Origin of the sequence: Pseudomonas capeferrum, assembly GCF_013523055.1 — a bacterium.
Classification (GTDB): Bacteria; Pseudomonadota; Gammaproteobacteria; order Pseudomonadales; family Pseudomonadaceae; genus Aquipseudomonas; species Aquipseudomonas capeferrum_A.
The window spans coordinates 21,165-41,745 of sequence record NZ_JAAMQM010000025.1 but is presented as its reverse complement, the minus strand read 5'-3'; the positions used below and the strand labels follow the sequence as shown (position 1 = coordinate 41,745).

25 protein-coding genes are annotated in these 20,581 nt (G+C 54.3%); 16 read left to right on the top strand and 9 right to left on the bottom strand.

From position 1 onward, the window contains the following. Positions 1-231 precede the first annotated feature (231 nt). From G7009_RS23610 to G7009_RS28275, 3 genes are all read left to right on the top strand, one after another. Complete coding sequence (locus G7009_RS23610; protein ID WP_181132483.1) at positions 232-1,476, top strand: TniQ family protein; 1,245 nt, start codon at positions 232-234, stop codon at positions 1,474-1,476. A 42-nt stretch (positions 1,477-1,518) separates the two neighbouring features. Continuing rightward, positions 1,519-2,496: an IS5 family transposase gene (locus G7009_RS23605; RefSeq protein ID WP_033991331.1), complete on the top strand. Its 978-nt coding sequence runs from the start codon at positions 1,519-1,521 to the stop codon at positions 2,494-2,496. Between the two features lie 165 nt (positions 2,497-2,661). After that, positions 2,662-3,081: a TnsD family Tn7-like transposition protein gene (locus tag G7009_RS28275; protein WP_375139569.1), complete on the top strand. Its 420-nt coding sequence runs from the start codon at positions 2,662-2,664 to the stop codon at positions 3,079-3,081. Positions 3,082-3,108: 27 nt separating this feature from the next. On the opposite strand, the gene G7009_RS23595 is transcribed toward G7009_RS28275, so the two are convergent. From G7009_RS23595 to G7009_RS23575, 5 genes are all read right to left on the bottom strand, one after another. Beyond that, positions 3,109-4,023 carry a TniQ family protein gene (locus G7009_RS23595; protein WP_110765414.1) on the bottom strand — a complete coding sequence of 305 codons (915 nt, stop codon included), beginning with the start codon at positions 4,021-4,023 and terminating at the stop codon, positions 3,109-3,111. Between the two features lie 988 nt (positions 4,024-5,011). Continuing rightward, positions 5,012-5,257 (bottom strand): hypothetical protein, encoded by a 246-nt coding sequence (locus G7009_RS23590; RefSeq protein WP_181132481.1) that lies wholly within the window; start codon positions 5,255-5,257, stop codon positions 5,012-5,014. 191 nt (positions 5,258-5,448) lie between these two features. Next, on the bottom strand, positions 5,449-5,748 hold the full coding sequence (locus G7009_RS23585) for a hypothetical protein (protein WP_060515395.1): 300 nt from the start codon (positions 5,746-5,748) through the stop codon (positions 5,449-5,451). Between the two features lie 247 nt (positions 5,749-5,995). Then, the gene (locus G7009_RS23580; protein ID WP_156341229.1) at positions 5,996-6,271 is read right to left on the bottom strand and encodes a hypothetical protein; all 276 of its coding nucleotides are present in this window, start codon (positions 6,269-6,271) and stop codon (positions 5,996-5,998) included. 44 nt (positions 6,272-6,315) lie between these two features. Then, a complete protein-coding gene (locus G7009_RS23575) occupies positions 6,316-6,588 on the bottom strand; it encodes a hypothetical protein (protein WP_060515393.1) in 273 nt (90 codons plus the stop codon). Positions 6,589-6,741: 153 nt separating this feature from the next. Here G7009_RS23575 and G7009_RS23570 point away from each other — a divergent pair, with 153 nt between their 5' ends. The 4 genes from G7009_RS23570 (at position 6,742) to G7009_RS23555 (ending at position 8,430) form a co-directional block, all read left to right on the top strand. Continuing rightward, positions 6,742-7,392: a hypothetical protein gene (locus G7009_RS23570; protein ID WP_060515392.1), complete on the top strand. Its 651-nt coding sequence runs from the start codon at positions 6,742-6,744 to the stop codon at positions 7,390-7,392. Positions 7,393-7,524: 132 nt separating this feature from the next. Continuing rightward, complete coding sequence (locus G7009_RS23565) at positions 7,525-7,710, top strand: hypothetical protein (RefSeq protein ID WP_181132480.1); 186 nt, start codon at positions 7,525-7,527, stop codon at positions 7,708-7,710. A gap of 43 nt (positions 7,711-7,753) precedes the next feature. Then, positions 7,754-7,936, top strand: coding sequence for a hypothetical protein (locus tag G7009_RS23560; RefSeq protein WP_060515391.1), 183 nt, complete (start codon positions 7,754-7,756; stop codon positions 7,934-7,936). 200 nt (positions 7,937-8,136) lie between these two features. Beyond that, complete coding sequence (locus G7009_RS23555; protein ID WP_181132479.1) at positions 8,137-8,430, top strand: hypothetical protein; 294 nt, start codon at positions 8,137-8,139, stop codon at positions 8,428-8,430. Positions 8,431-8,469: 39 nt separating this feature from the next. On the opposite strand, the gene G7009_RS23550 is transcribed toward G7009_RS23555, so the two are convergent. Together G7009_RS23550 and G7009_RS23545 are read right to left on the bottom strand one after the other, a co-directional pair. Continuing rightward, entirely contained in the window at positions 8,470-8,748 is a 279-nt protein-coding gene (locus G7009_RS23550) for a hypothetical protein (protein ID WP_181132478.1), read from the bottom strand. A 608-nt stretch (positions 8,749-9,356) separates the two neighbouring features. Further along, entirely contained in the window at positions 9,357-9,647 is a 291-nt protein-coding gene (locus G7009_RS23545) for a hypothetical protein (RefSeq protein ID WP_181132477.1), read from the bottom strand. A gap of 791 nt (positions 9,648-10,438) precedes the next feature. Here G7009_RS23545 and G7009_RS23540 point away from each other — a divergent pair. The 9 genes from G7009_RS23540 (at position 10,439) to tnpC (ending at position 19,071) form a co-directional block, all read left to right on the top strand. Further along, positions 10,439-11,932 (top strand): hypothetical protein, encoded by a 1,494-nt coding sequence (locus G7009_RS23540; protein ID WP_181132476.1) that lies wholly within the window; start codon positions 10,439-10,441, stop codon positions 11,930-11,932. 56 nt (positions 11,933-11,988) lie between these two features. Then, positions 11,989-12,348 (top strand): histone-like nucleoid-structuring protein, MvaT/MvaU family, encoded by a 360-nt coding sequence (locus tag G7009_RS23535; protein ID WP_010951431.1) that lies wholly within the window; start codon positions 11,989-11,991, stop codon positions 12,346-12,348. 646 nt (positions 12,349-12,994) lie between these two features. Then, on the top strand, positions 12,995-13,837 hold the full coding sequence (locus tag G7009_RS23530) for a TIGR04255 family protein (RefSeq protein WP_020302570.1): 843 nt from the start codon (positions 12,995-12,997) through the stop codon (positions 13,835-13,837). Continuing rightward, entirely contained in the window at positions 13,834-14,517 is a 684-nt protein-coding gene (locus G7009_RS23525; RefSeq protein ID WP_258198039.1) for a transcriptional regulator, read from the top strand. The genes G7009_RS23530 and G7009_RS23525 overlap by 4 nt, the downstream gene beginning before the upstream one ends. A gap of 2 nt (positions 14,518-14,519) precedes the next feature. Beyond that, positions 14,520-15,389, top strand: coding sequence for a hypothetical protein (locus tag G7009_RS23520; RefSeq protein ID WP_016497350.1), 870 nt, complete (start codon positions 14,520-14,522; stop codon positions 15,387-15,389). 310 nt (positions 15,390-15,699) lie between these two features. Then, on the top strand, positions 15,700-16,623 hold the full coding sequence (locus tag G7009_RS23515) for a hypothetical protein (RefSeq protein ID WP_010951435.1): 924 nt from the start codon (positions 15,700-15,702) through the stop codon (positions 16,621-16,623). 186 nt (positions 16,624-16,809) lie between these two features. Then, a complete protein-coding gene (gene tnpA / locus G7009_RS23510) occupies positions 16,810-17,142 on the top strand; it encodes an IS66-like element accessory protein TnpA (protein ID WP_009684096.1) in 333 nt (110 codons plus the stop codon). Next, positions 17,139-17,474, top strand: coding sequence for an IS66 family insertion sequence element accessory protein TnpB (gene tnpB / locus G7009_RS27900; RefSeq protein WP_009684097.1), 336 nt, complete (start codon positions 17,139-17,141; stop codon positions 17,472-17,474). Before tnpA ends, tnpB begins: the two co-directional genes overlap by 4 nt. A 61-nt stretch (positions 17,475-17,535) precedes the next feature. Beyond that, entirely contained in the window at positions 17,536-19,071 is a 1,536-nt protein-coding gene (tnpC, locus tag G7009_RS23500) for an IS66 family transposase (protein ID WP_009684098.1), read from the top strand. 33 nt (positions 19,072-19,104) lie between these two features. On the opposite strand, the gene G7009_RS23495 is transcribed toward tnpC, so the two are convergent. Then, positions 19,105-19,638, bottom strand: a complete 534-nt coding sequence (locus G7009_RS23495) for an NUDIX hydrolase (protein WP_024947944.1) — start codon at positions 19,636-19,638, stop codon at positions 19,105-19,107. Positions 19,639-19,729: 91 nt separating this feature from the next. Next, the gene (locus tag G7009_RS23490) at positions 19,730-20,581 is read right to left on the bottom strand and encodes a universal stress protein (RefSeq protein ID WP_024947943.1); all 852 of its coding nucleotides are present in this window, start codon (positions 20,579-20,581) and stop codon (positions 19,730-19,732) included.

Here is a 20,581-nt window from a genome sequence, read left to right as displayed (position 1 = left end):
TCGCTTAGCAGGGTATGTTACCGCCGTGGTTAACAGGGTGACAACTGAAAAGTCATCCCTCTCTGGGTCGCGACTGGATTCAAAATTGTCCAGCTTGGGTCATTATCTAGATCAACCGTGCGCCTCACACCCATCGGATATATATCTTCACCCCCTTATCTCAACTGATAATTTAAGGGTTTAGCCCCAATCAAATAAAATGTTGAAAACGACAAGCGTTTGGTGAGGGAAATGGCTGATTCTGCAAATGCATCTGTCCCTGTCGTTCGATGGCTACCGGATGAGACCTTTTTCAGTATTTGTTGTCGTCAGCATCGTTTTATGTGCCACGTTACTAAGGCTAGCACCACTGCATGGCTATTTGGTGAGGGATCAAGTAGTGTGCAGCATGACTTTCCTAGCAGACTAAACTCTTTGCCCCAAAAAGCCAAAGAAGTATGGGGAAGCCCATTCAACATCATTACAGAACATACGATATTGCCGTTGTTTTTTCCTTTTCAATCCAAGGAAAGAATTGACGACGTCTTTCATACAGTTTCAAACAATTCTTTGGGCACCTTAAAATATCGCCTGGGTCTGGTGACCGGTCGCTTTGGCGCAGAGCACCCATTGAAAGCATGCCTCGAATGTTTAAGGGAAGACCGTATCAATCATGGGGTCGCCTACTGGCACCTGTCCCATCAGTATCCAGGCGTCACGTTATGCCCTAAGCACGGAACTCTCATCAGGATTTGCTCGGCCAACCGGCAGTGGTCGGACTCTGCGCACTGGGTATTACCTGCCGAGCACCTAATAGCGAGCGTTGCAGAGCAGCCCGTATGCCCGACAGTGGTACAAACCCTCAAGCGTTTAGGACACTCAGTGATTGAGTTAGCCAAGCTAGGCATTTCTGAGCAATTTCGTCCAGAAAATGTCACGGCTGCTTATAACGAAGCTATTCGTCGCCTCTCAGTCAATACAGAAGCATGCTTTGATGCCCAAGCAGACCTAGCTTCGTTCGCTTCACAACTGCAACCGTATCTTCCACTGGCCTCGCTTCCGACCACTCCAAAGAGAGCTGAAACTTTTATACAGAGTCTGACCCGTACACCGCGCGTTTACTCCCATCCGCTCAAACATCTGATTTTGATCACCTGTATATTCGGCGAGTTTGCGCCGTTTTTATGTGCGTTAAAAAGATTTCAGTCTCCAGGGGATCAGGAAACCCCAGTACAGTCTCCAGACCACGGAAGACGAGCAGTAGGCGATAAAGCAGCACACCGATTTAAAGGTCAGGAAATCAGGGATAGAGTCTTCAAAAAACTGAAGCCTAAAAAGCTGAAACCCGAGCTTCGGGAACAAATCTTGGGTTGCTTGGGCAAAGGAGTGGAGAAACATTCCATAGCGGAACGATATGACGTTTCGGTTTCTACAATAAACAGGATCCTAAGGAGACGCTGCATAAATAGCCAACCGCTCAGAGCCTTGGCACACTGACCCCCTCAATCAGCCCCCTCTTCGTGAGCCTCGTTACGCGCTATGCAGAAGACCTTCTCCGAACTCGAATACACCGGCAAGAAAAAGCAAACCCGACGAGATCGCTTCCTGGCGGATATCGAGCAGTTGGTGCCCTGGGCACAGCTGGAAGCTCAAGTGGCGCCGTTCTACCGCGACACCACCGGCAAGCGCGGACGCCCCTCGATTGGGTTGTCGCGCATGCTGCGCATGTATGTCGTGCAGCAGTGTTTCGGTTTCTCCGATGAAGGCACCGAAGATGCCATCTACGACAGCCAGGCCATTCGTGGCTTCATGGGCATCGACCTGGGCCGGGAGTCGGCACCGGATGCCACTACCTTGTTGCGCTTTCGCCGCTTGCTGGAAACCCATCAGCTGACGCGGGTGTTGTTTGAAACGATCAACCAGCATCTGGCCAGTCGGGGTCTGCTGCTCAAGGAAGGCACCATCGTCGATGCCACCCTGATCGCCGCACCGCCCTCGGTCAAGAACCGAGAAGGTAAGCGCGATCCTGAGATGCATCAGGCTAAAAAAGGCAATCAGTGGCACTTCGGGATGAAGGCCCACATTGGCGTCGACGCCACGTCGGGGCTGGTGCACAGCCTGGTGGGGACCGCGGCTAACGTGGCCGATGTCACCCAGGTCGACAAGCTGCTGCACGGTGCCGAAACCTATGTCTCGGGAGATGCTGGATACACCGGTGCGGCCAAGCGAGCGGAGTATGCTGAACGGGACGTTATCTGGTCGATTGCAGCACGGCCAAGCAGCTACCAGCATCACGGCAAAGACAGCGTGCTGTTCCGGGTCAAGCGCAAGATCGAATACGCCAAGGCGCAACTGCGTGCCAAGGTAGAGCATCCGTTCCAAGTGATCAAAGTGCGCTTCAACCATCGCAAAGTCCGTTACCGTGGACTGGAAAAGAATACGGCGCAGTTATTCAGTCTGTTCGGGTTGGCCAATCTGATGCTGGCAAAGCGGTACTTGCAACGGGTGGCGGGATAAATCCGTCTGAAAGGCGGGGTTTACCCGCTAATCAGTAAAACAGGGCCTGAAATCGGCCCATAAACGCAAAATAAGACCGTCAGGTTGAAAAAATCGGTTGGAAAATGGAATGCGGACTGAAGAGGTAAATTGTTCAGCGTCTCCCTAAGTGCTGATCCTCTACTGATGGCTGCTTGGACAACTCAGCGCAGGGAGCTACTGCTACACAATCACCGTGCGGAGTGGGTTAGCGCCATCGGCATGAATCCAGACGCCAGTCCGAAAAGCCTGAGATCAATGCTCCCCAAGGTCTATCAATGGCTATACCGGAACGATAATGACTGGTTGATGGCTCAAACTAAGCGGATGCCAAGTGGTCGCGTAGGCAACAATCAAAAAATCGATTGGAGTGCTCGCGACAGGCAACTATGCGAATCAATTGAATTGAGCATTCAAAGACTGAAATACTCGGCCACGAATTTCCCTGTTCGAGCTAGTCATATTTTCGCGTTGGTGCCCACACTGCATCGGTGCCTAGAAAAAAGGAATCGCTACCCAGAAGCACGAAACCTACTAGAAATTGTTACCCAATCGACCAAGACTTAACATGCAAGTGCAGCAACGCTCAGTCAGCTATTCCCGACAAGTGGTCGCATACCTACCATTACCATAATTTCGCCATAGAGACTCAATAGGAATCAAATCTTTATCATACTCGTACAAATCAACAACAAATTCATCGAAAGTCTCATAGGCATAAACCACGATTTTCAAAATTTCTTCGGGGAAAAATTCCGTCTTTACAACAGGACTCTCAAATCTTTTTTCTTCCAAATTATTTGAAATCCGATCGAGATACTCAATCATGGCTGTCCGCTCAGATTTCATCCGCTTCGTCAGTTTCTTGAGGCTGCGCAACTTATCGGAGAGAATGGCCACTGCAGAATGGATTGAAATGGAGAATTCATAAGCGCATAGCGCTTCTACGAAGCGAGCATGTTTGAGAGCATCTTCATCCAAGTTCATTACGCTCTCTGCGTTACCGAGGTGTCGCCCAGAACACTTTCTCCACATCACATCGAGATTGTGGCCTTTTGATGAGAAAGGTTGATCGCAATATGGGCAAGTGGACAGCAGCACCACATTGTGTGTGGCACACACGCTCACATGATCAGGGAAATTTCGTCGCCAGTAGGAAAAGCCCAAATCCTGCACGTCCTGCCTGACGCATTCCGGGCAGTAGGCGTGCAAGTCGGAATTAGTAATCGCCATTCGGGGTTTGAGATACGCCGTTCGAGAATAACTGGCATCTCGGGTATCCCTGATAACAAACTGCAGGGGCAATTGAGTGTGTTCGTGCAGCAAGCGGTTGAAGCCATAGCATCCTTGCCAACCCATCGTTGAGGCGATCACCTTAACTGCTTGGTGAGTAATCTCCCCTTCAGAAAGCCATCGTAACCTGTCTACCCTCCAGTCCATAAAATTCACGAGCAAATTGCGGTCAACATATGAGCGCAAAGATTCATCAGGTTGGATACGCAACAGCATGGATGGGTTGGCCCCTCAGCGACTGATCCCGCGTCATCGTTCAAAGGTTGCGGTTGAGCAAACATTGCCAGAAATAAGGTGTAAAAAAGGCACCCAAAGGTGCCTTTTCGGAAGGTTCGAGGAGTAGTCGCAGCGATCCTTTAACTCCCAGCCTTGCGACCTTGGGTTCAGAATCCGACCGGCTATGCCCGTCGTCACTACTTCAGAGAAACCAGCATTCTCTGCTGCCGAAATTGCGGGGGGGCCTTGCTGGTACCCAGTCCCAACGGATGCGCAGTTGCAGTCCTCGACTACAAGCCTATACAGCGTGACACACCTGTCAATTAGATTCTGAGGCGTAATTCCAAGTCGGGACAACGGCGTGCATCACTGCACCCCGCCAACCCGGATTGGTCACGAACAGGGTTACCCGCGACAGCTTTATTTCCCTTGCGACAGGTTTAATTCCCTAAATCTAGCGCTCCTGGATAGAAGCGCCAGATATTACACGTACGCGTTAAGTATCGTAAACGCACATATTAGATGAAGAAGCCAGCTCACAGGGTCCCTGTAGATGCGCCGATCGCCTTTTCCGCGGGCAAAAAAAACCTCAGCACTTGGGTTGCTGAGGCTTCTTGATGGTCGCTATCTTCATTGCTACCTAGGCACGAGCTTTACGGCGGCGAGAAGTATCCGGTCATAGCGCATGACCAATTGTTTAAGACGGCGGCTAGATACGTTGCCGTTGATCGCCTTGGCTACCATTCTCTCGTGACGTGCTTGGGCGCGACGCAGCCGCTGGCCTTGTTCTCCTCGCCATAATTTGAGAGGCATCTCCGGACCAGTGGGGGTAGAGTTGAGTGTTCCCATTTGCAATCTCCTGAGGCTTGCGTTGCATGACTCAGGGAGATGCGGAACGCAATTACATACGCCTCATTCGACTTTCATTTTCCAGAACTACAACGAGCCAGCCGGCCAAAATTTGCTTACATCCCGGTGGCGGCACCGCTCAATCCGCATTTTTCTTTTTCGCCCTTGGCTTCTTGGTGATCACAATATTTGGCAAGCCGCGGACCGCGTCATCCCAGTGCGGATCACGGTCAAGGTCGTTGACCACTTTGCTGATCCACACAGCCGTCTTATCCCAGCGGATGGCAAGCTGGCGGCCATTCCAGCCGCGGGCCTTGTACTCAGCTTTGAACTCTGCCGGGGTCAACAGCGGCTGTTTCAGTTGAACTTCGTTTTCCAATTTCATGCACTCGAAAATTTTGATGTCGAAGGCTGGTCGAGAGTCCACCCTCACCTTCGTACGCTACCACGAAAGCGCAGAGAGAAGATGCATTTTTAAACTATAGGACAATAATATTCAACTGGGAACAGCCTGCCCTCTTCAGTGGGGCACAAAAAACCCGGCCTCGTGAGCCGGGTGGATGAATCGTTATTGGTTCAGCATCCGAGTGCCTGGCAGTCGTCGCAAAGGCCAACCTGGAATACTTCAAGATCGGTGAAGCACCGGGGACATTGCTCGACATCATGATCTGCCGCAGGCTTGCTGATTGCGTCGCCGAACTCGGCAACCAGTGCAGCGTAGTGATCGCTGGTTGAAGCGTCACCGCGCAGCTCAAAATAGCGGTCCTCGGTCTTCGAGTAGGCTTTGAACACTTGTTTACCGTTGAACTGGCTGGCGCCCACTGAAACGGGTGCAATGTTGCGCAGCATGGCGATGTTCACGGGCATTGTTTGCATTGGGTTCTTCCTCAAGGAGTGGGTTGGCCGTATAGCTAGGAATGGCCAACAACACCTGATAAGCCGCCCCAGACTGCAGCTCCCGCGGGCGAAGCTGCGGGTATCAGCTGCCGATCGCCGCAGGCTCTTTGAGTTGCGCCTTCCTGACATTACCCTCCTGAGCAGGAAGCGCAGGTGTAAAAAACCCCGAACTGCGTGAGCAGTTCGGGGTGGTGCAGCGTTAGGGGACCAGGCCTGGCGGAAGTTACTACCAGTGCGAAGGCCACTGGATAGAATCGTCATCGTCGTAGGGGACAGGCTTCACCTTGAACCCAACAAGCAGAATCTCCAGCAGTTGCTCATCGTCCTGGGGCAAATCAAACCAACCTGCCTTGTAAAAGCGTCTCGCGAAGCTGTAGTCATCCCACAGCCGCTCGATATCGTTCTCGCTGGCCATGTAGCCTGCATTCGCCAATGCCGCACACATGCGGCGAACATCAGCGCTGCGTGCCGACGGCGCCGGCGTGTATTGAAGGTATTCCATACTGCTCATCCGCCAATAATCACTTTTTGCTCGTGTTGAGAACGTCACGCAGCGCGTTTGTAGGCCTCGATTCGCTCGTCGGCTGCGGCCAGGTAGCCCTCGACCCTCGCACGCGCTTTGGCCATGTTTTCGACATCATCGGGTTTCGCACGCGAGCACGAAATGTACGAGACCTCAGTCAAAACACGTTGGGTTATCTCTTTCCAATGGGAAACTTCATCGGCACTGCAGCAGGCATGGTAGTCATCAACCTTGCGGTGGAGACGGTCGTAGGCACGGCGGTATTCAGCGACAGGGACGGTTTTGTTGCTGCTCATGGGTGGCACTCCTCAGAAGGGAAATCTGGTTGAACTTGCCCATGGAGATGCCTCACGCACGCGTGTAACGGATGTGCCGGCGAGCACCATCGTCCTTGTTCTGCAATGTAACTCATCCCTGAGCACGATGTTCAATTCCTCAGGAGAGAAACTATGACAACACTCGTGAAAGTAGCGACCTGCTTGACCCCGGAACTTGCGCGTACCATCGTCAAGATGGCGTGCATCGTGCGCATCTCTCAGACCGGAGAAGGTGTAGAGATTCGCGACACCAGACCCCTGCTCGATCGCTTGGAGTCCCCAATCGAAGGGCGTGGTGTCGTCCGAACATTTGGCTCCACGCATTTCGTGGTGACCGAGGACCTGGCGCACCGGCTCGACGCAAAACACCTACCAGGTGAGCCGACTGAAACTTCACCGGTGACTGCGGCAGAGGATTCCGACGCGCTGAAAACGATTATTGCTGACCGGCTGGGATCTCAAGGTTGGGTGATCGTCGACGACCTGAGCTTCAACTGCACCTCTGGTGTGGCCAAAAAGCAGTACCAAACAGCAGTCGGCATCAAAGAGGCAATCGCATACCTGCAAGCCGGGGATGACGGCGCCAGGCGCCTGCTCGCTGAATACTACAGCGAGGGCAACAATGTGCTGAGCACAACCACTGCGACCTTCACCCCAGTCTGCTCGACCGAGGCTGTAGGAGCGGGCACTAGCCGTTTCGCAGCCCGAGTTGACGACGTAGTCAGCGGCACCTATGCAGTGCGCCTGCTTCGTCCTCGCGACCTGGCCGCAGATGGTAAATAGCACCACCACGCTCCCCTAAACGAACGCTCCACCATACCCCGGGTTCGCCTGGGGTTTTTCTTGGCCAGAGTTTCCTTTTGCATGTGCGGCATCACCGCGTACATAGCCAACAATCCACCGGGCGGAGACACCATGAACCATTATCAGCAACTGATCGCAGACGAAATCCTGTCTGTTCAAGGACAGAAAGACTATTGCTTGCAAGTCCTATCCGCCGGCGGCCTTCAAAGCTGGGAGTCGAAGGAATACAGCGACCTGGTTGAGGAATACGACCAGAAGCTCAAAGGGCTGAATGAAAGATTGCCCGCGGCCGGCTGATCACCAGTCCTCCCTTACCCCCCCAACCTCACCCAGGAACATCATGACCAACGCAATCGAAGCACAAGCACAGAAGGTCCGTGCCGCCTATGCAGTTACTGGCAGCGTCAACCCTGAATACGAGCGCGAGTTCGACAAACTCTCGGATATGCGTCGTGAGAACATGGCTCAGGAGTTCCGCGCAGAGCGTGGCCTGCCCCCCACGGCCGAAACCCCGTATGACTGAGCCTCAGGGACCTGAGTCTTGAACATACACACCACCGCCCCCGGCTTGCTGGGGGCGTTTTTCGTTCCGCTTCCGGCAAGGTAGAGCCAAGCTGCAATGCGCAAGAGGCACCAACAAAATCGAAGGGGTCCTTTGATGGGTTGCATCGGTTGCCACGTAGGTGTAAATCACCGTGTGCACGCAAATTTCAAGGAACAGGCATGACTGAACAACCCGACCAGGAGCTGTATTACGAGCTTCAGATCGCCGCCAATCGCCAGACCATCTGGATTCACAGCAGTGATGGCTCAACGGTCGGTCGATTCAGCCCTAGAGGAATTGATCTTCACAATACCGTTACCGAAATGATGGCCGGAGCGCCTGAATGCCGCCTGTGTACGCATGGAAGTCCAACACAGGCCGACTGGCTGACCTTTCGCAACCGCTCGCTTGAATGGTGGGGCGTGGATGTTCCTCACAATGCAATCGACACCAGTTTCCTGCTGCCAGGCTAAGAGGCGATGACAGGGCCTCACTCGGTAGCCAGGCGGCCCTTAGCACGCACTGGGCGCCTCGGTCAGAGGTGAACCCTCCATTTCATCATCGCGCTTGTCGGCCTCTTCCATACAGGCACGTAGTAACTCAATTTCTAGCAGATCATGTTCAATTTTGGTGACCACGCGGAAATCTCGCAGCAACATTAGACGCCCCATGTGATAGCCCCGGGTTCGCTCCAAGTCCGGGTGCTCACGATAGCTGCCAAGGTTCGCCATATCATTCTCCATGGCGTCCAGCACAAACTGTTTCAGGGCTTCCGGATCGATCATGCTCATGGTCTGTACCTCTCGAAATCGCAACTGGGAGAGCGTATTTCGTGAGCGTCGTGACTGTCCATTTCATCGCCAGCCTGACGCGATTACCCGCACTCAAAGAAGCTGCATGCCTGCCCTGCTCCGGGCAGCGGGTTTGAAGTCCATTCAACCTACATCGCGGTGAGCACTGACAACTGCCCCGCCCCGCTTACAGGTCACTGCAGGCAGGGCTATCAGTATAGCGCGTGGCTTCAAGGTCGGCGGCGAGGAACCGGCCGGACTGTCGCTGAGCACTGATCAGATGAGAATGACCGGCTCCGGATCATTTTTATCGGCCCAGCTATGTGTACGGCGATCCCGTGTAGTGAGCTCCCAAGTGCGAACAGTCGGAGTAGAACGTGTCGTTCTCACAGACCAAGGTAAGATCCAAATGCTCGTCAGGGACCGTTTGAGGCTCTGAAGGGCCTCCCGCACTGTTACCACCGCGTTTCGTGAATTCTTGCTCTTGCAGGCCTTTGTCAGGGTCTTCAACCCCGGAACGCTTGCCTGCAGTTGCAGCCGTGAATTTGTTCGAGGAAGACGGCAGCTAGGCACTTGTGCCTACCGGATGACTAGGCACATGTGCCTAGCTAGGAATGGGCCTCTTCAGCGATGGACTGCGCATCTAGCTGCTGCTTTCGACGCTCCATCAACTTCTGCATGTATACGATCCCATCTTCCAAGGCCTTCACCGCCCAGGACGGGCAAGGCCTGGATGATTTCTTGGTCGGATCGTTGAGCCAAGATCGAACCGCACGAACTGAACAGGGTCGCTGGGTCACGGCATTGATGAGCATCGCGCTCTCCCCCTGCTTCACCTTGTGCTTTTCCAGCAGCGCGAGGAACGCTTGCCGGTTGGCATCCCGTTGTTCGACGTCCATCAACCCTCCGAGCCTTTTGAAATTAGGCACATGTGCCTATCAAGTGAACTACAAAATTATGGTCCCAGTCATGCCTAGGCAGTGCTTCCGACGTGCTTCCGCGGCCCAGGCCACACCTGGGCGCTGCCGGTTGGCCGTGACTGGTCAGTCGTCGTAGAAGTCGGTGTAACTCTGCAGAGTTCTCCCTCCACGAACCAGGTCGATCGTCATCTTGTTACGGTCGGGCCCCATTTGGAAGGTACGGCTGGTATCCCAGGACTTCACGACCAGCGTCACGGTACCGCCGGTGGCGTCGGTGTACTCGTTAGTGGTATCCCAGTAGGCATCAGGCCTAAACGCTATCGTCTATTACCATTCTGAGCTTGGGAAAGTCGATCGTTGAAATCGTCAAGGGACAAGCTGCCATCGTTCAATTGGAAAAGCAGGTTCTGGCCTTGCACCCTCCCCTCCGCTTTGCTCTCGCGGACCACTACATCGGTGGCCAAGAGGAACTTGCGAAGGGCTTCTTGAAATTCACGAGGGACGGTTGCGATGAAGTCGCATTGGTGGGAGTCACGGTGACGCACTTCGAAGAAACCGTCACCGCTGTACATCTGGCCCGCCCCCCTTTGCACCCAGGGATCAGTCACTACGCCAGGACTAACAGCCTCGGTGGGGAATGATGCTCGCACAAGCTCAGACAGAGCTTCAGCCATACGCTCGCTACCAGGCAGCTTGTAGCACCCCATTGGCAACGCCAAACCGATCCAAGCGCAATGAGTGCGAATAGTTGCCAAGCGTGTGGCACCTCATTGAGTGGGACCAATTTTGAGATCGCGCCGGCGAGTGATAAGGCCGCCTGGCTCACCTCTGGCTTTGAAGATAGGTTTTACGCCGACTCGTTGCCAGCTGACGCGGGATTGGCGGCCCTCACCTACGAACAGTTTCACGAGTTGTCATCGCGTCTCGCTGTCAGAAGTTTGCCTACGGAAAGAACCCAGCCGCTGAAGGTTGCTGATTCGGGTTCGCTAGAGATATCGCGGCTTATGGCAAACGCGGCGGGCGTGGTTCTCATGAACTGGCCTCTCGCATTCAGAGAACTGCTGAGTGGCCTCAAGGCAGTCCATTCCGATAACGAACATTGGACGCTCAGCAGATCGTTCGGCCCGATATACCACGACATCCACCGTGATCTGGATGACTCTTGTTTTGACTTTCTTCGTCGAGAGTTCGAATCATTTCTGCAGCATGCGTGGGAAGCACCGTTAGCGAAGCGAAATCGCAATTTGAGTGAGGAGACGATTGAGAGACATCGTTGGGTGTCGTTCGATTCTGCTGCTGAAGCTTGTGGTCTCGGGGTATCAGTCATAAAACGCCTTCATCAGGAGGGACAAATCGCCTATCGGGAGAAGGTCCATGAAGATCGAGTCTTTACGGTCGTGGACCTGGATCATTTGAAGGCAATCTCGCAGCATCTCCAGGGCGTGGCTGATATGAAAGAAACCTCGACTTTGCTAAGCCTCTGTCGCAATCGGGTTAGGCAGCTGCTAGCTGGTGGTACCCTCCAGTTCTTTGGTGGAGAACCGCGCCCAGGCGAAAGGTGGCTGATTGACTGCCGCTCGATCAACGAATTGATTGATGAGAAGCTGCCTACCAGCTCTGACCAGAGCCTGGTGTCGATCAACTACTTGGCCAAGCATTCTCTGCCCAAGGGGGGTGGGTTGGTCGAGTTGGTTCAGGCAATACGTGCAGGTGAACTTCGCGCTTACGGCCCAGCTGAGAATGGCTCGGTTGCGGTAGGGGCGTGGTTACTCAAGCCGCAAGATTTTGCAGCGTGGCAACAAGCCCGAGCTGAGAACAAGAGTCCGGTCTTTCCCGGCCTGTCGGTAGTCAAGGCTGCTGCGCTGTTAGGCGTCAAAGAACAATGCGCATACGCGTTCGTTCGACTGGGTCTGCTATGGAGCACTGCTGTCGAACGAGGCCGGCGTACGCAATTGATGGTTAAGCCTCAAGCCATCGACAGATTCAGGCGTGGCTATATCTTGGGACCGGAGATTGCGGTGTATTTGGGGAAGTCGACCAGGGAGGCGTTCAAGCACCTTTGGGAGGCCAGGTTTCGCCCCGTTGCGGGGCCATCCATTCCAAACGCGGCTTGCCGGCAGTACGTTTGGGTAAGAAGCAAAAAGCTGATCGATTACCTCGCAAGTGAAGCCGCCCAGATCGACGATCCTGAAGCCATCACGTTTTTATCCACACCGATCGCTCAGCCTCGTGATTGCCGATTCAGGCATGTGGGATCAAGATAGTTAGCACGCTTTCTTTCTTGATTGCTAAAATCATCGAACCCATTTTGGAGAATCTTATGTCCCGTCTCGCTGAATTCCGCCTGCTCGAACAACAGCTCGCAGCCCAACTGGCGGAGCTGGAAGCGCTGAAAAATGACTCTGCCCTGAAGCAGGAAATGGAATTTGAAACGAAGCTGCGCAGTTTGCTCAACGAGTATGGCTACGGCCTGCGCCAAGTGGTGCTGATCCTCGATCCGCAAGCGGTGGCTTCCACTGATATGGCCCCAAAAACCTCTCGGAAACCACGCGAAGTGAAGGTCTACAAGAATCCACACAGCGGAGAGGTTGTTGAGACCAAGGGTGGTAATCAGCGTACGCTTAAGGCCTGGAAAAACGAGTATGGCGCTGAGGTAGTCGAGTCTTGGCTCGCCAATTGATTGCACTGCAGGCGGCTTCTGGCACGAGATGAATCGTGGTGCGCCCCGAATGCAAATTCCCATTCTGGGGCGTGACGAAATTTTCTGCGGGTGGTGGTGACACACAGTTTATGCGCATTAAATAGAGGTCCACTTCAAAAAATGGACTCTCCAAAATGCGGAATGCTCTCGTCTCAATCTCAGTGAACACCATCGCAAGCCTCCTGACTGCGCTTGTGCTTCACTGGATCACCCCTCCTCTTTCCGACCTCTCCATTCAGCCAATCACGGCCTCAAACTCTGGATCCAAGAGCTCTTCGTGCTCTTCGTAGATGAGAAATCTGGACCAGACAGCACGTTTCTGAACCACCCCATCAGAGCAAGCGTTCCCCTGGATTGAGCTATCTGGTGACGATTCGTTGAGTTTCTTCTCACTGCTAGGAAGAGCTCTGATTAAAAATTCGTGCTTCCTCAGAGGCTTAGCGATGGTGTCTGTAGAGGCTTTTCTGGAATGACGAGTAAGCTCCTGATGGAGGCGTTTTCTGCACTCCATCCCTCACGGGGACCGCTTGTCAAATCGAAAGGCCCTGCTATACAGTTCTTGTCAAAGGATTTGTCAAATGATGTAGAATCCGGTCCCTCGTTGGGGAGCGGTGGAGGAGTTAACATGTCAGAACGCGAAGGGGTCTTAGCAAGGGCGCCGCTTATCTATGCGTTGAGCGTAATCAGATTTGCCCCGATTCTTAAGCTGCCAAAGCTGATCCCAGACATTCAGCACACGATCCGTCAGAGCCTCCCGGGCTTCTTCCAGATGGTCAAGGGCGTGCCGCCTGGAGTGATGCACAGCGGAGAACCGAATTCTTGGGCGTTCCTTAATCGGGATGCTGACTACGCGTGCGTGCTGGCCATGGATCACATGATCCTGCAAAGCACAAATTATCTTCATTTTGATAACCACTTAGCGCTTTTCCGTGAGTGCATTGAGGCGCTGGTAGGGCAAGCAGGTGCATTGGATATCACCGCTATCGGGATGCGGTACGTCGATAAAATTGAACCAGCTGAAGGTGAGACCCTAGCCGACTACCTTCCGGAAGCCATGCTCCCACTTAAATGCGATGAGCTAGCGGCGCATTGGAAAGTCCCCAAGGAGCAGCTTGGAATCTCTACTACCACCTACCATCTAGATCCGGAGTATCTGCACATCAGATGCTGGCGGCAGACTGGTATGTGGATACCGGAAGATTTGGTCGAGCCGGCCATGGTTTTCGAAATTGCTAAGCAATCGAGGAATTCATCCAAGCATGGTGCTCCTCTGCAAGGTGCATTTGTGCCTGTTAGCGAAAATGGTGCTCTTCTCGATACGGATGCGCATTGGCCGCTGCAGTTAGCCGAACGACTGGGAACCGAGGAGATCTGCACGAGACTCGACGGTTTGCATAAGACTGCTAACTTTGCTTTTAGGACAGTCGCGAAAGATCATGCCTTTGAGGTTTGGGGGAAGGCGAAATGACTACAGCAATGAATGGGCAATGGATTGATCCTACCGGGGCTGCTGTAAGCAGATCTTCTACTTGGGAAAACCCTGAAATTGCTCCGCGTGTAGGTAGCACGACAGCAAACCCTGTATTGGCGATTGCTTTCACAGCGATGCTGGCCGTTTCGGTAGTAGTCGCTCCTGGGACTGCCTCCCTGCCCTATCCACAACTTATCGGCTCAGCAGGCATGAGCTTTCATGGCGTGCATGCTGGTGCCTGGACCGAGGTGGACACCAGCCAGGATGCCAATGTTACCGAAGACGTAGCGCCGGCCTTAATCGAGGAGCTTAGGAGCGACTTCAAGTTGTCAGATAGCTCCATCGCGCAGATCTTCAACGTGTCTCGTCAGACCGTGTACAATTGGCGGACTGGAAAAACCGCCACTGGTTTTCCCGAGAGGCTTGCGGCTTTAACTGAGGCGTTGCGCCAAGTTAACGCCGAAGAAGCGCAGTATCTGCATCGGGTGCTTTTCTATCCAACCGCCGATGGCCGCATGATTCAGGATGCGCTTTCGGATGAAGCGTGGAATCGAAATGGCGCTAAAGGTGTGTACGGAATGGTTGCGGAGTTGGCTGGCAAGGCGCAGCAGCTACGTGATAGGGACCTCAAAACCATCGCCAGGTTAGAAAAATCGGGCGGTTCGAATTTGGTTTGATTATGGCTGATACACCTGAGCAAGAGATCGTAAGTGCCATTAGCGCTGCTGGTTGGCTGCAAGGAGATACCGTCTCAGGTGACGCCTTGATTGAACACATATCCGAGGAGGTCCTGAAAGGCCAATTCGAGGGGGTGGCTCCAGCTTATTGGATGTTGGCCTCCCATTCCTGCACGGTGCATGCACGCAACCTTTGTGATGCGCCGTGGATAGAGTGGATTGCCGTTAAGGTAAAGAAAAAGGCCTTTGATAAGCAGCTGCACGCCCTCAATCCACGTACGCTGCACCTGCAGCACGCGGAAAAGCAGGTTTTGGAGCTCAAGATTCACAAGCGTGTGTGGACCAAGAGAGCCGTGCTTCCGACGCTCCACCGAAATCCGGTAATCACGCTGAGCGAAGAAAACGGTCAGTATTTCTCATACTGGATGTCCCACCATTACAACCGTATTGCGATGCCGGACGAGTTGGTCAACCGCCTGAAGGCAGACCAAGGTGACGACGGCATGAAGGGCATCGCCGTGCTTGTCGACGATTTCCTCCATCAGAACAACCAATTTTTCGCTAGTGCTTGGGTTTCCTTCAACCCCAAGGGCGAGATTCGCGACCCGGCTGAGCCCTACGAGGTGGTGTTCCGGTTTTTGACCAAACGAGAGCACGCCAGGCGCGCAAATGAGCTGCACGACCAGCTGAATGAATTGCTCGGGGTGGCCAGAAATCTCAACGATGGGCTGTACTTCGGTGGAGCAGACGTCACGGTGCTCCAAGACTTTACCATGCTCGATGCGGAAGACTTCGTGCGGTACAACCTTCACGACTGGCTCAGTGTTGGGGATACCGATGAAGATGAAGAAGGTGCCGATGATGCTGACTGAGCTGCTATCGGCCTCCCCTTTAGGATCTGGGATTGACCTTAGCTGACCGGCTGCTCTACAAACCAATTGATTTTCTCCGGAGCCGGTGTCACTGTCGCTCCAAGAATAGCCCCCACGCCTCGGGCAGGTCCCAGACCTGTACTGCGCACCAGGGGGTTAGTTGTTTCTAGGGCCCGCCCAGGTCGATCAGGCATGCTTTGGGCGGGCCTCAAACCAGTGGGTGACCACCAAAAGGGTCAGTTAGGCCTACTGCTGCCTATCCTCGCTCGTTACCATCCAGAGACCCTCTATTGATACGGTTTCAGCAAAGATGGATGTCTATAAGGTCCGCATCGAAGACACAGAAAGCAAGATCATCGACAAGGAAGGTTTCGAGGCCGAGACCTTCCGCAGAGATCCATGGTACCAGCCTGGAAGTGCCGGCAAGCTAGCTCAGTTTGCTGTATGCCCGGCATGCGACAACCCTGTCCAGCTGGTTGGGCTGTATGAGCTACCGCCTAACGTGAAGAACCCATTCGGGAAACATGCTACTAAGAGCATTCGCGGCATCGCTCCATTTGATAGTGAGGCCCGTAACGATTGCCCGTACTTCCAGCCTCGCCAGCACAAGAAAACAGAACGAAAAACCAGGTTTGACGGCGTCCCACGGAAGATTCTCAAGCTATTGATCGAACAGTTCGATCGCGTGGTTTACATCCTGGAGAAAGAGACCCAACTGGTCCTTTCCGAGAACGCGTTGAGAGGCATGCTGCAGCGTTACAAGGGAGAGCGTGGCTACCTCTATACCGGCGCGACGCTTCGCAATGTGCCATGGATCTTTGCTTACATGTCGGACGCCACCCGCCTGTTTGGCCAGAAGGTCATTGGAAATGCTGAGCTGGTGAAAGCTATTGCCGCTGAGGTGCCAGGGGCGGAAATCAGCAGCACTGGTCGGCTGGAATCGAAGAAGGTGCCTGGTTCGAAGGCGGCATATTTTGATCTCAAAATGAGTTTCATCCGCCATCGAATCGTCAAAGACAGTGAAGCGTCCGGCTTGGTTGAAAGCATGGAGTTTGTAGTGTCACAGCCTCGCGGAGGTGAGCTTGAGCACATTCACAAGGAAGTCATCAAATTCGATTCGGCTTGGTTCGAATCCCTTATCCGGATGCCGGTTGATCATCCTTATCGCAGAATGGATAGAGTGAAGATGGCCCGGGAGGAACTGGGCGATCTGCTGGAGCTGACTCAGGCCTGAGGAGGCCTGCTGTAAACCACTTTTTTTCACTGTAACCACAGTGGTTTACAGTGAAAAAAAGTGGTTTACAACGTAGCTACGACGTAACCGTCCGGCCAACTCACCTTCCTGACCCCGACGCCAAAGGCGATGGTGTCCACCTAATTTAAGTGGACACCATTTCTAGCCTTTTAAGCGGGTCTTTCCATGCAGTCACAACGCCGTTCCTATTCAAAATCCTTCAAGGCCCAAGTTGTCCAAGAGTGCGCCCAGCCCGGCGCATCGATTGCCAGCGTCGCGCAGAAGCACAGCCTTAACGCGAACCTCGTACATAAATGGATTAGGGTACTCACGAACAAAACCATGGCGCTGCAACCTGCTTTCATTCCAGTGCCCTTGCCGCTAGCCGGAGGACATTCGCAGGCAGCTTCATCAAGTATCTGCATTGAAATCCAGCACCCGCGTGGCACCGTCAAAGTGAACTGGCCGACCGAAAGCGCTGTCGCCTGTGCCACCTTTCTGCGAGACCTGTTGGAATGATTCGGATCGATGCCATCTGGCTTGCCACCGAGCCTATGGACATGCGCGCCGGTACCGAGACCGCGCTGGCCAGGGTGATCGCGGTGTTCGGTGTGGCGAAGCCGCACTGCGCATACCTCTTCGCTAATCGCCGTGCCAACCGAATGAAAGTCTTGGTGCATGACGGTGTGGGCATTTGGCTGGCAGCGCGACGATTGAACCAAGGCAAGTTTCATTGGCCCGGCATCCGTCACGGATCGGAAGTCGAACTCGATAACGAGCAACTTCAAGCCTTGGTACTGGGTTTGCCGTGGCAGCGGGTCGGCGCAGGCAGCGCGATCACAGTGCTTTAGCCCCTGCCATTAGCCCATCGGTTTATCGCTGTTGACGACCTACTCTGACACAATCAGCGGCATGACTTCCTCGCCCAATCTCGACCAGATGACACCGGAACAGCTGCGCGGCTTGGCCGAACAGGCTATGCAGTTGCTGTCCCAGGTCGACTCCATGAGCCAGAAAATCCAACGCCTCGAAACGGTCAACGAGCAACTGGCTCATGAAATCGCCATCCTCAAGCGACACAAGTTCGCCAAGCGCAGCGAGCAACTGAGCCCCGACCAAGGCAGTCTGCTTGATGATCTGCTCGATACCGATATCGCAGCTATCGAAGCCGAGCTGAAGGCAGCCAATCCGCCGGCCGCACCGGCCGAGCCACGTCATAAGCCCAAGCGTGCACCACTGCCGCCGCAGTTTCCGCGAACCGTGATCCGTCACGAACCAGAGAATACTCAGTGCGTGTGCGGCTGCCAGCTTCAGCGAATCGGCGAAGACGTCAGCGAGAAGCTCGATTACACTCCGGGCGTGTTCACAGTTGAGCGGCATGTGCGTGGAAAATGGACGTGTCGTCAGTGTGAAACACTGATCCAGGCGCCTGTACCGGCCCAAGTGATCGACAAGGGCATCCCGACCGCAGGCCTGTTGGCCCACGTGATGGTGGCGAAGTTCGCCGACCATTTACCGCTGTACCGGCAGGAGAAGATTTTTGGTCGGGCCGGACTGCCCATCGCCCGTTCGACACTGGCGCAATGGATCGGACAGACCGGTGTGCAGCTCCAGCCTCTGGTCGATGCGCTGCGTGAGCATGTGTTGGCCCAGGGCGTGATCCACGCCGATGAGACCCCGGTTCAGATGCTCGCACCAGGCGAAAAGAAAACCCACCGCGCTTACGTGTGGGCCTATAGCACCACGCCTTTCTCGGCCCTAAAGGCCGTGGTCTACGACTTCAGCCCCAGCCGTGCCGGCGAACATGCGCGTAACTTCCTGGGCACGTGGAACGGTAAGCTGGTCTGCGATGACTTCGCCGGCTACAAGGCCAGCTTCGAGCTGGGCATCACCGAAATCGGCTGCATGGCCCATGCACGCCGCAAATTCTTCGACCTGCATGCAGCCAATAAAAGCCAGTTGGCGGAGCAGGCGCTTCACTCGATTGGCGGGTTGTATGAAGTCGAGCGACACGCCAAGGAAATGAGCGACGAAGCCCGCTGGCGATTACGTCAGGAAACAGCGGTGCCCATCGCTGAAAAACTGCATGAGTGGATGTTGGCCCAACGCGAACTTGTGCCCGAGGGTTCGGCCACGGCCAAGGCCCTGGATTACAGCCTTAAACGCTGGGTAGCGCTGACGCGCTACCTGGAAGATGGTGCTGTGCCCATCGACAATAACCAGATCGAGAATTTGATCCGGCCGTGGGCGCTTGGGCGCTCGAACTGGTTATTTGCCGGGTCGCTGCGCAGTGGAAAAAGGGCGGCGGCAATCATGAGCCTGATCCAGTCGGCGCGTATGAATGGGCACGATCCGTATGCCTATCTCAAGGATGTACTGATGCGGCTTCCGACACAGCGGGCGAGCGAAATCACGCAATTACTCCCGCAGCATTGGATGCTTGCCTGAGGCAGGCTAAGTGGACTTCGCCAAATAGTCAGCTCAAAGGCTGATTGGCATCAACAATTCGGAAGCGACTTTTCTCAGCATGTAGGTTTCGCGCAGAATTGATTGCCCCATCGAAGACTCGTGCCGCTGCATAACGGCTTCATTGTGCGTGATTGCTTCATGCAGGTTGATCCAGACAGGCCGCATACCATTAGCGATTTCGTGGCTTTCCATTCTCACGGGCTCTAGCTGGGGCGCTACTTCGCATTGATAAAAATGCGAGGTCATGTGCATCAGATCGTACTGTGGCTTCCAGTAGGACCGGTACTCCTCGATGTAACCGTAGTGCTGGAGCACCTGTATTTCACGGGCACCAGTCTCTTCCTCCAGCTCACGCTTCAGGCCTGTGACAATGTCCTCGTCAACATCAAGGCCGCCTCCAGGAAAGCTGAAGTCGTTATAGCGCTCGGTGAACAGCAACAGGATCTGCTCACCCCGCATCACGATGCCGCGTGCTGCATGTCGACGGAATACTCTGCCCTGCTTGGATTTCAGCTCGGGGTGAACAATTTCAGTTATGAGTTGCATGGGGCTCGTTACGGCAAGATCAGTTAGTCATCGTCCAGGGTGGCCACGGCATTTCCGCAGTTCTGGAAATACTGTGGCCAGTGGAACTGGCTCAGCGAAGCAGCAATACGGGTAAAGTGGATGTTCGCAGCATCGTCGTGGTCGTGCTACCTATCAGAAACTGCCTGATGCGTGAGTGCCCGTACGCCCCCATGACCAAGAGGTCAATGCCGTGCTCTGCCTGATACGCATGCAGTGTGGACTCTACTTCGCCTGGGCGGATCTCGGTATGCACCAGCGAGCCGGAAGAGGCAAGCGTGGTTCGTGCCTTCTCCAGCGCGTTCTGGTTGTCTTCAGAATCCGCTCCAACCATGACGATATGAATTGGCAGGCCTTCACACAGCGGGCTTGAAGCAAGCATCTGTACGGTCTTGTGGCATGTAGCACTGCCGTCAAATGCCACCATGACCGTTTCAGGTTTCCTGAAATGGCTGGTTGTAATCAGGATGGGGCGGTGGATAGTTCGGACTACCGCTTCAATCTGGCTGCCAAGACTTTGGGCACTGCGCGTGCTGTCCTCACCGACTCTTCCAATCACCAGTAACCGAATATCGTCTTGGAGATCGCTCAGGCTCTCGACGAGATGGCCATGGCGCTGCTTCATATCGGGTGACATGGCGCCAGAGTGGACTGTTCGCTCGCGAGCTTTTTCAAGCATGTGCTGCCCATGCTCCAAGGCCAGTTTTGCCCGCTGCGCATCCAGCGTGGCCAACTCTTCCAGTAGATGTTCTCTGCTACCGAGACCGATATTGCCGCTAAGATCAGCGGATGCAGGATACTTCTCCTTATCCAGCACATGAAGCAAGGTCAGGGGAGCGCTGAGTCGTTGCGAGGCCCATGCTGCGTAATCGCAGACCGCCAATGAGGATTGTGAGTTATCAATGCATGCCATTACGTGGGTCAT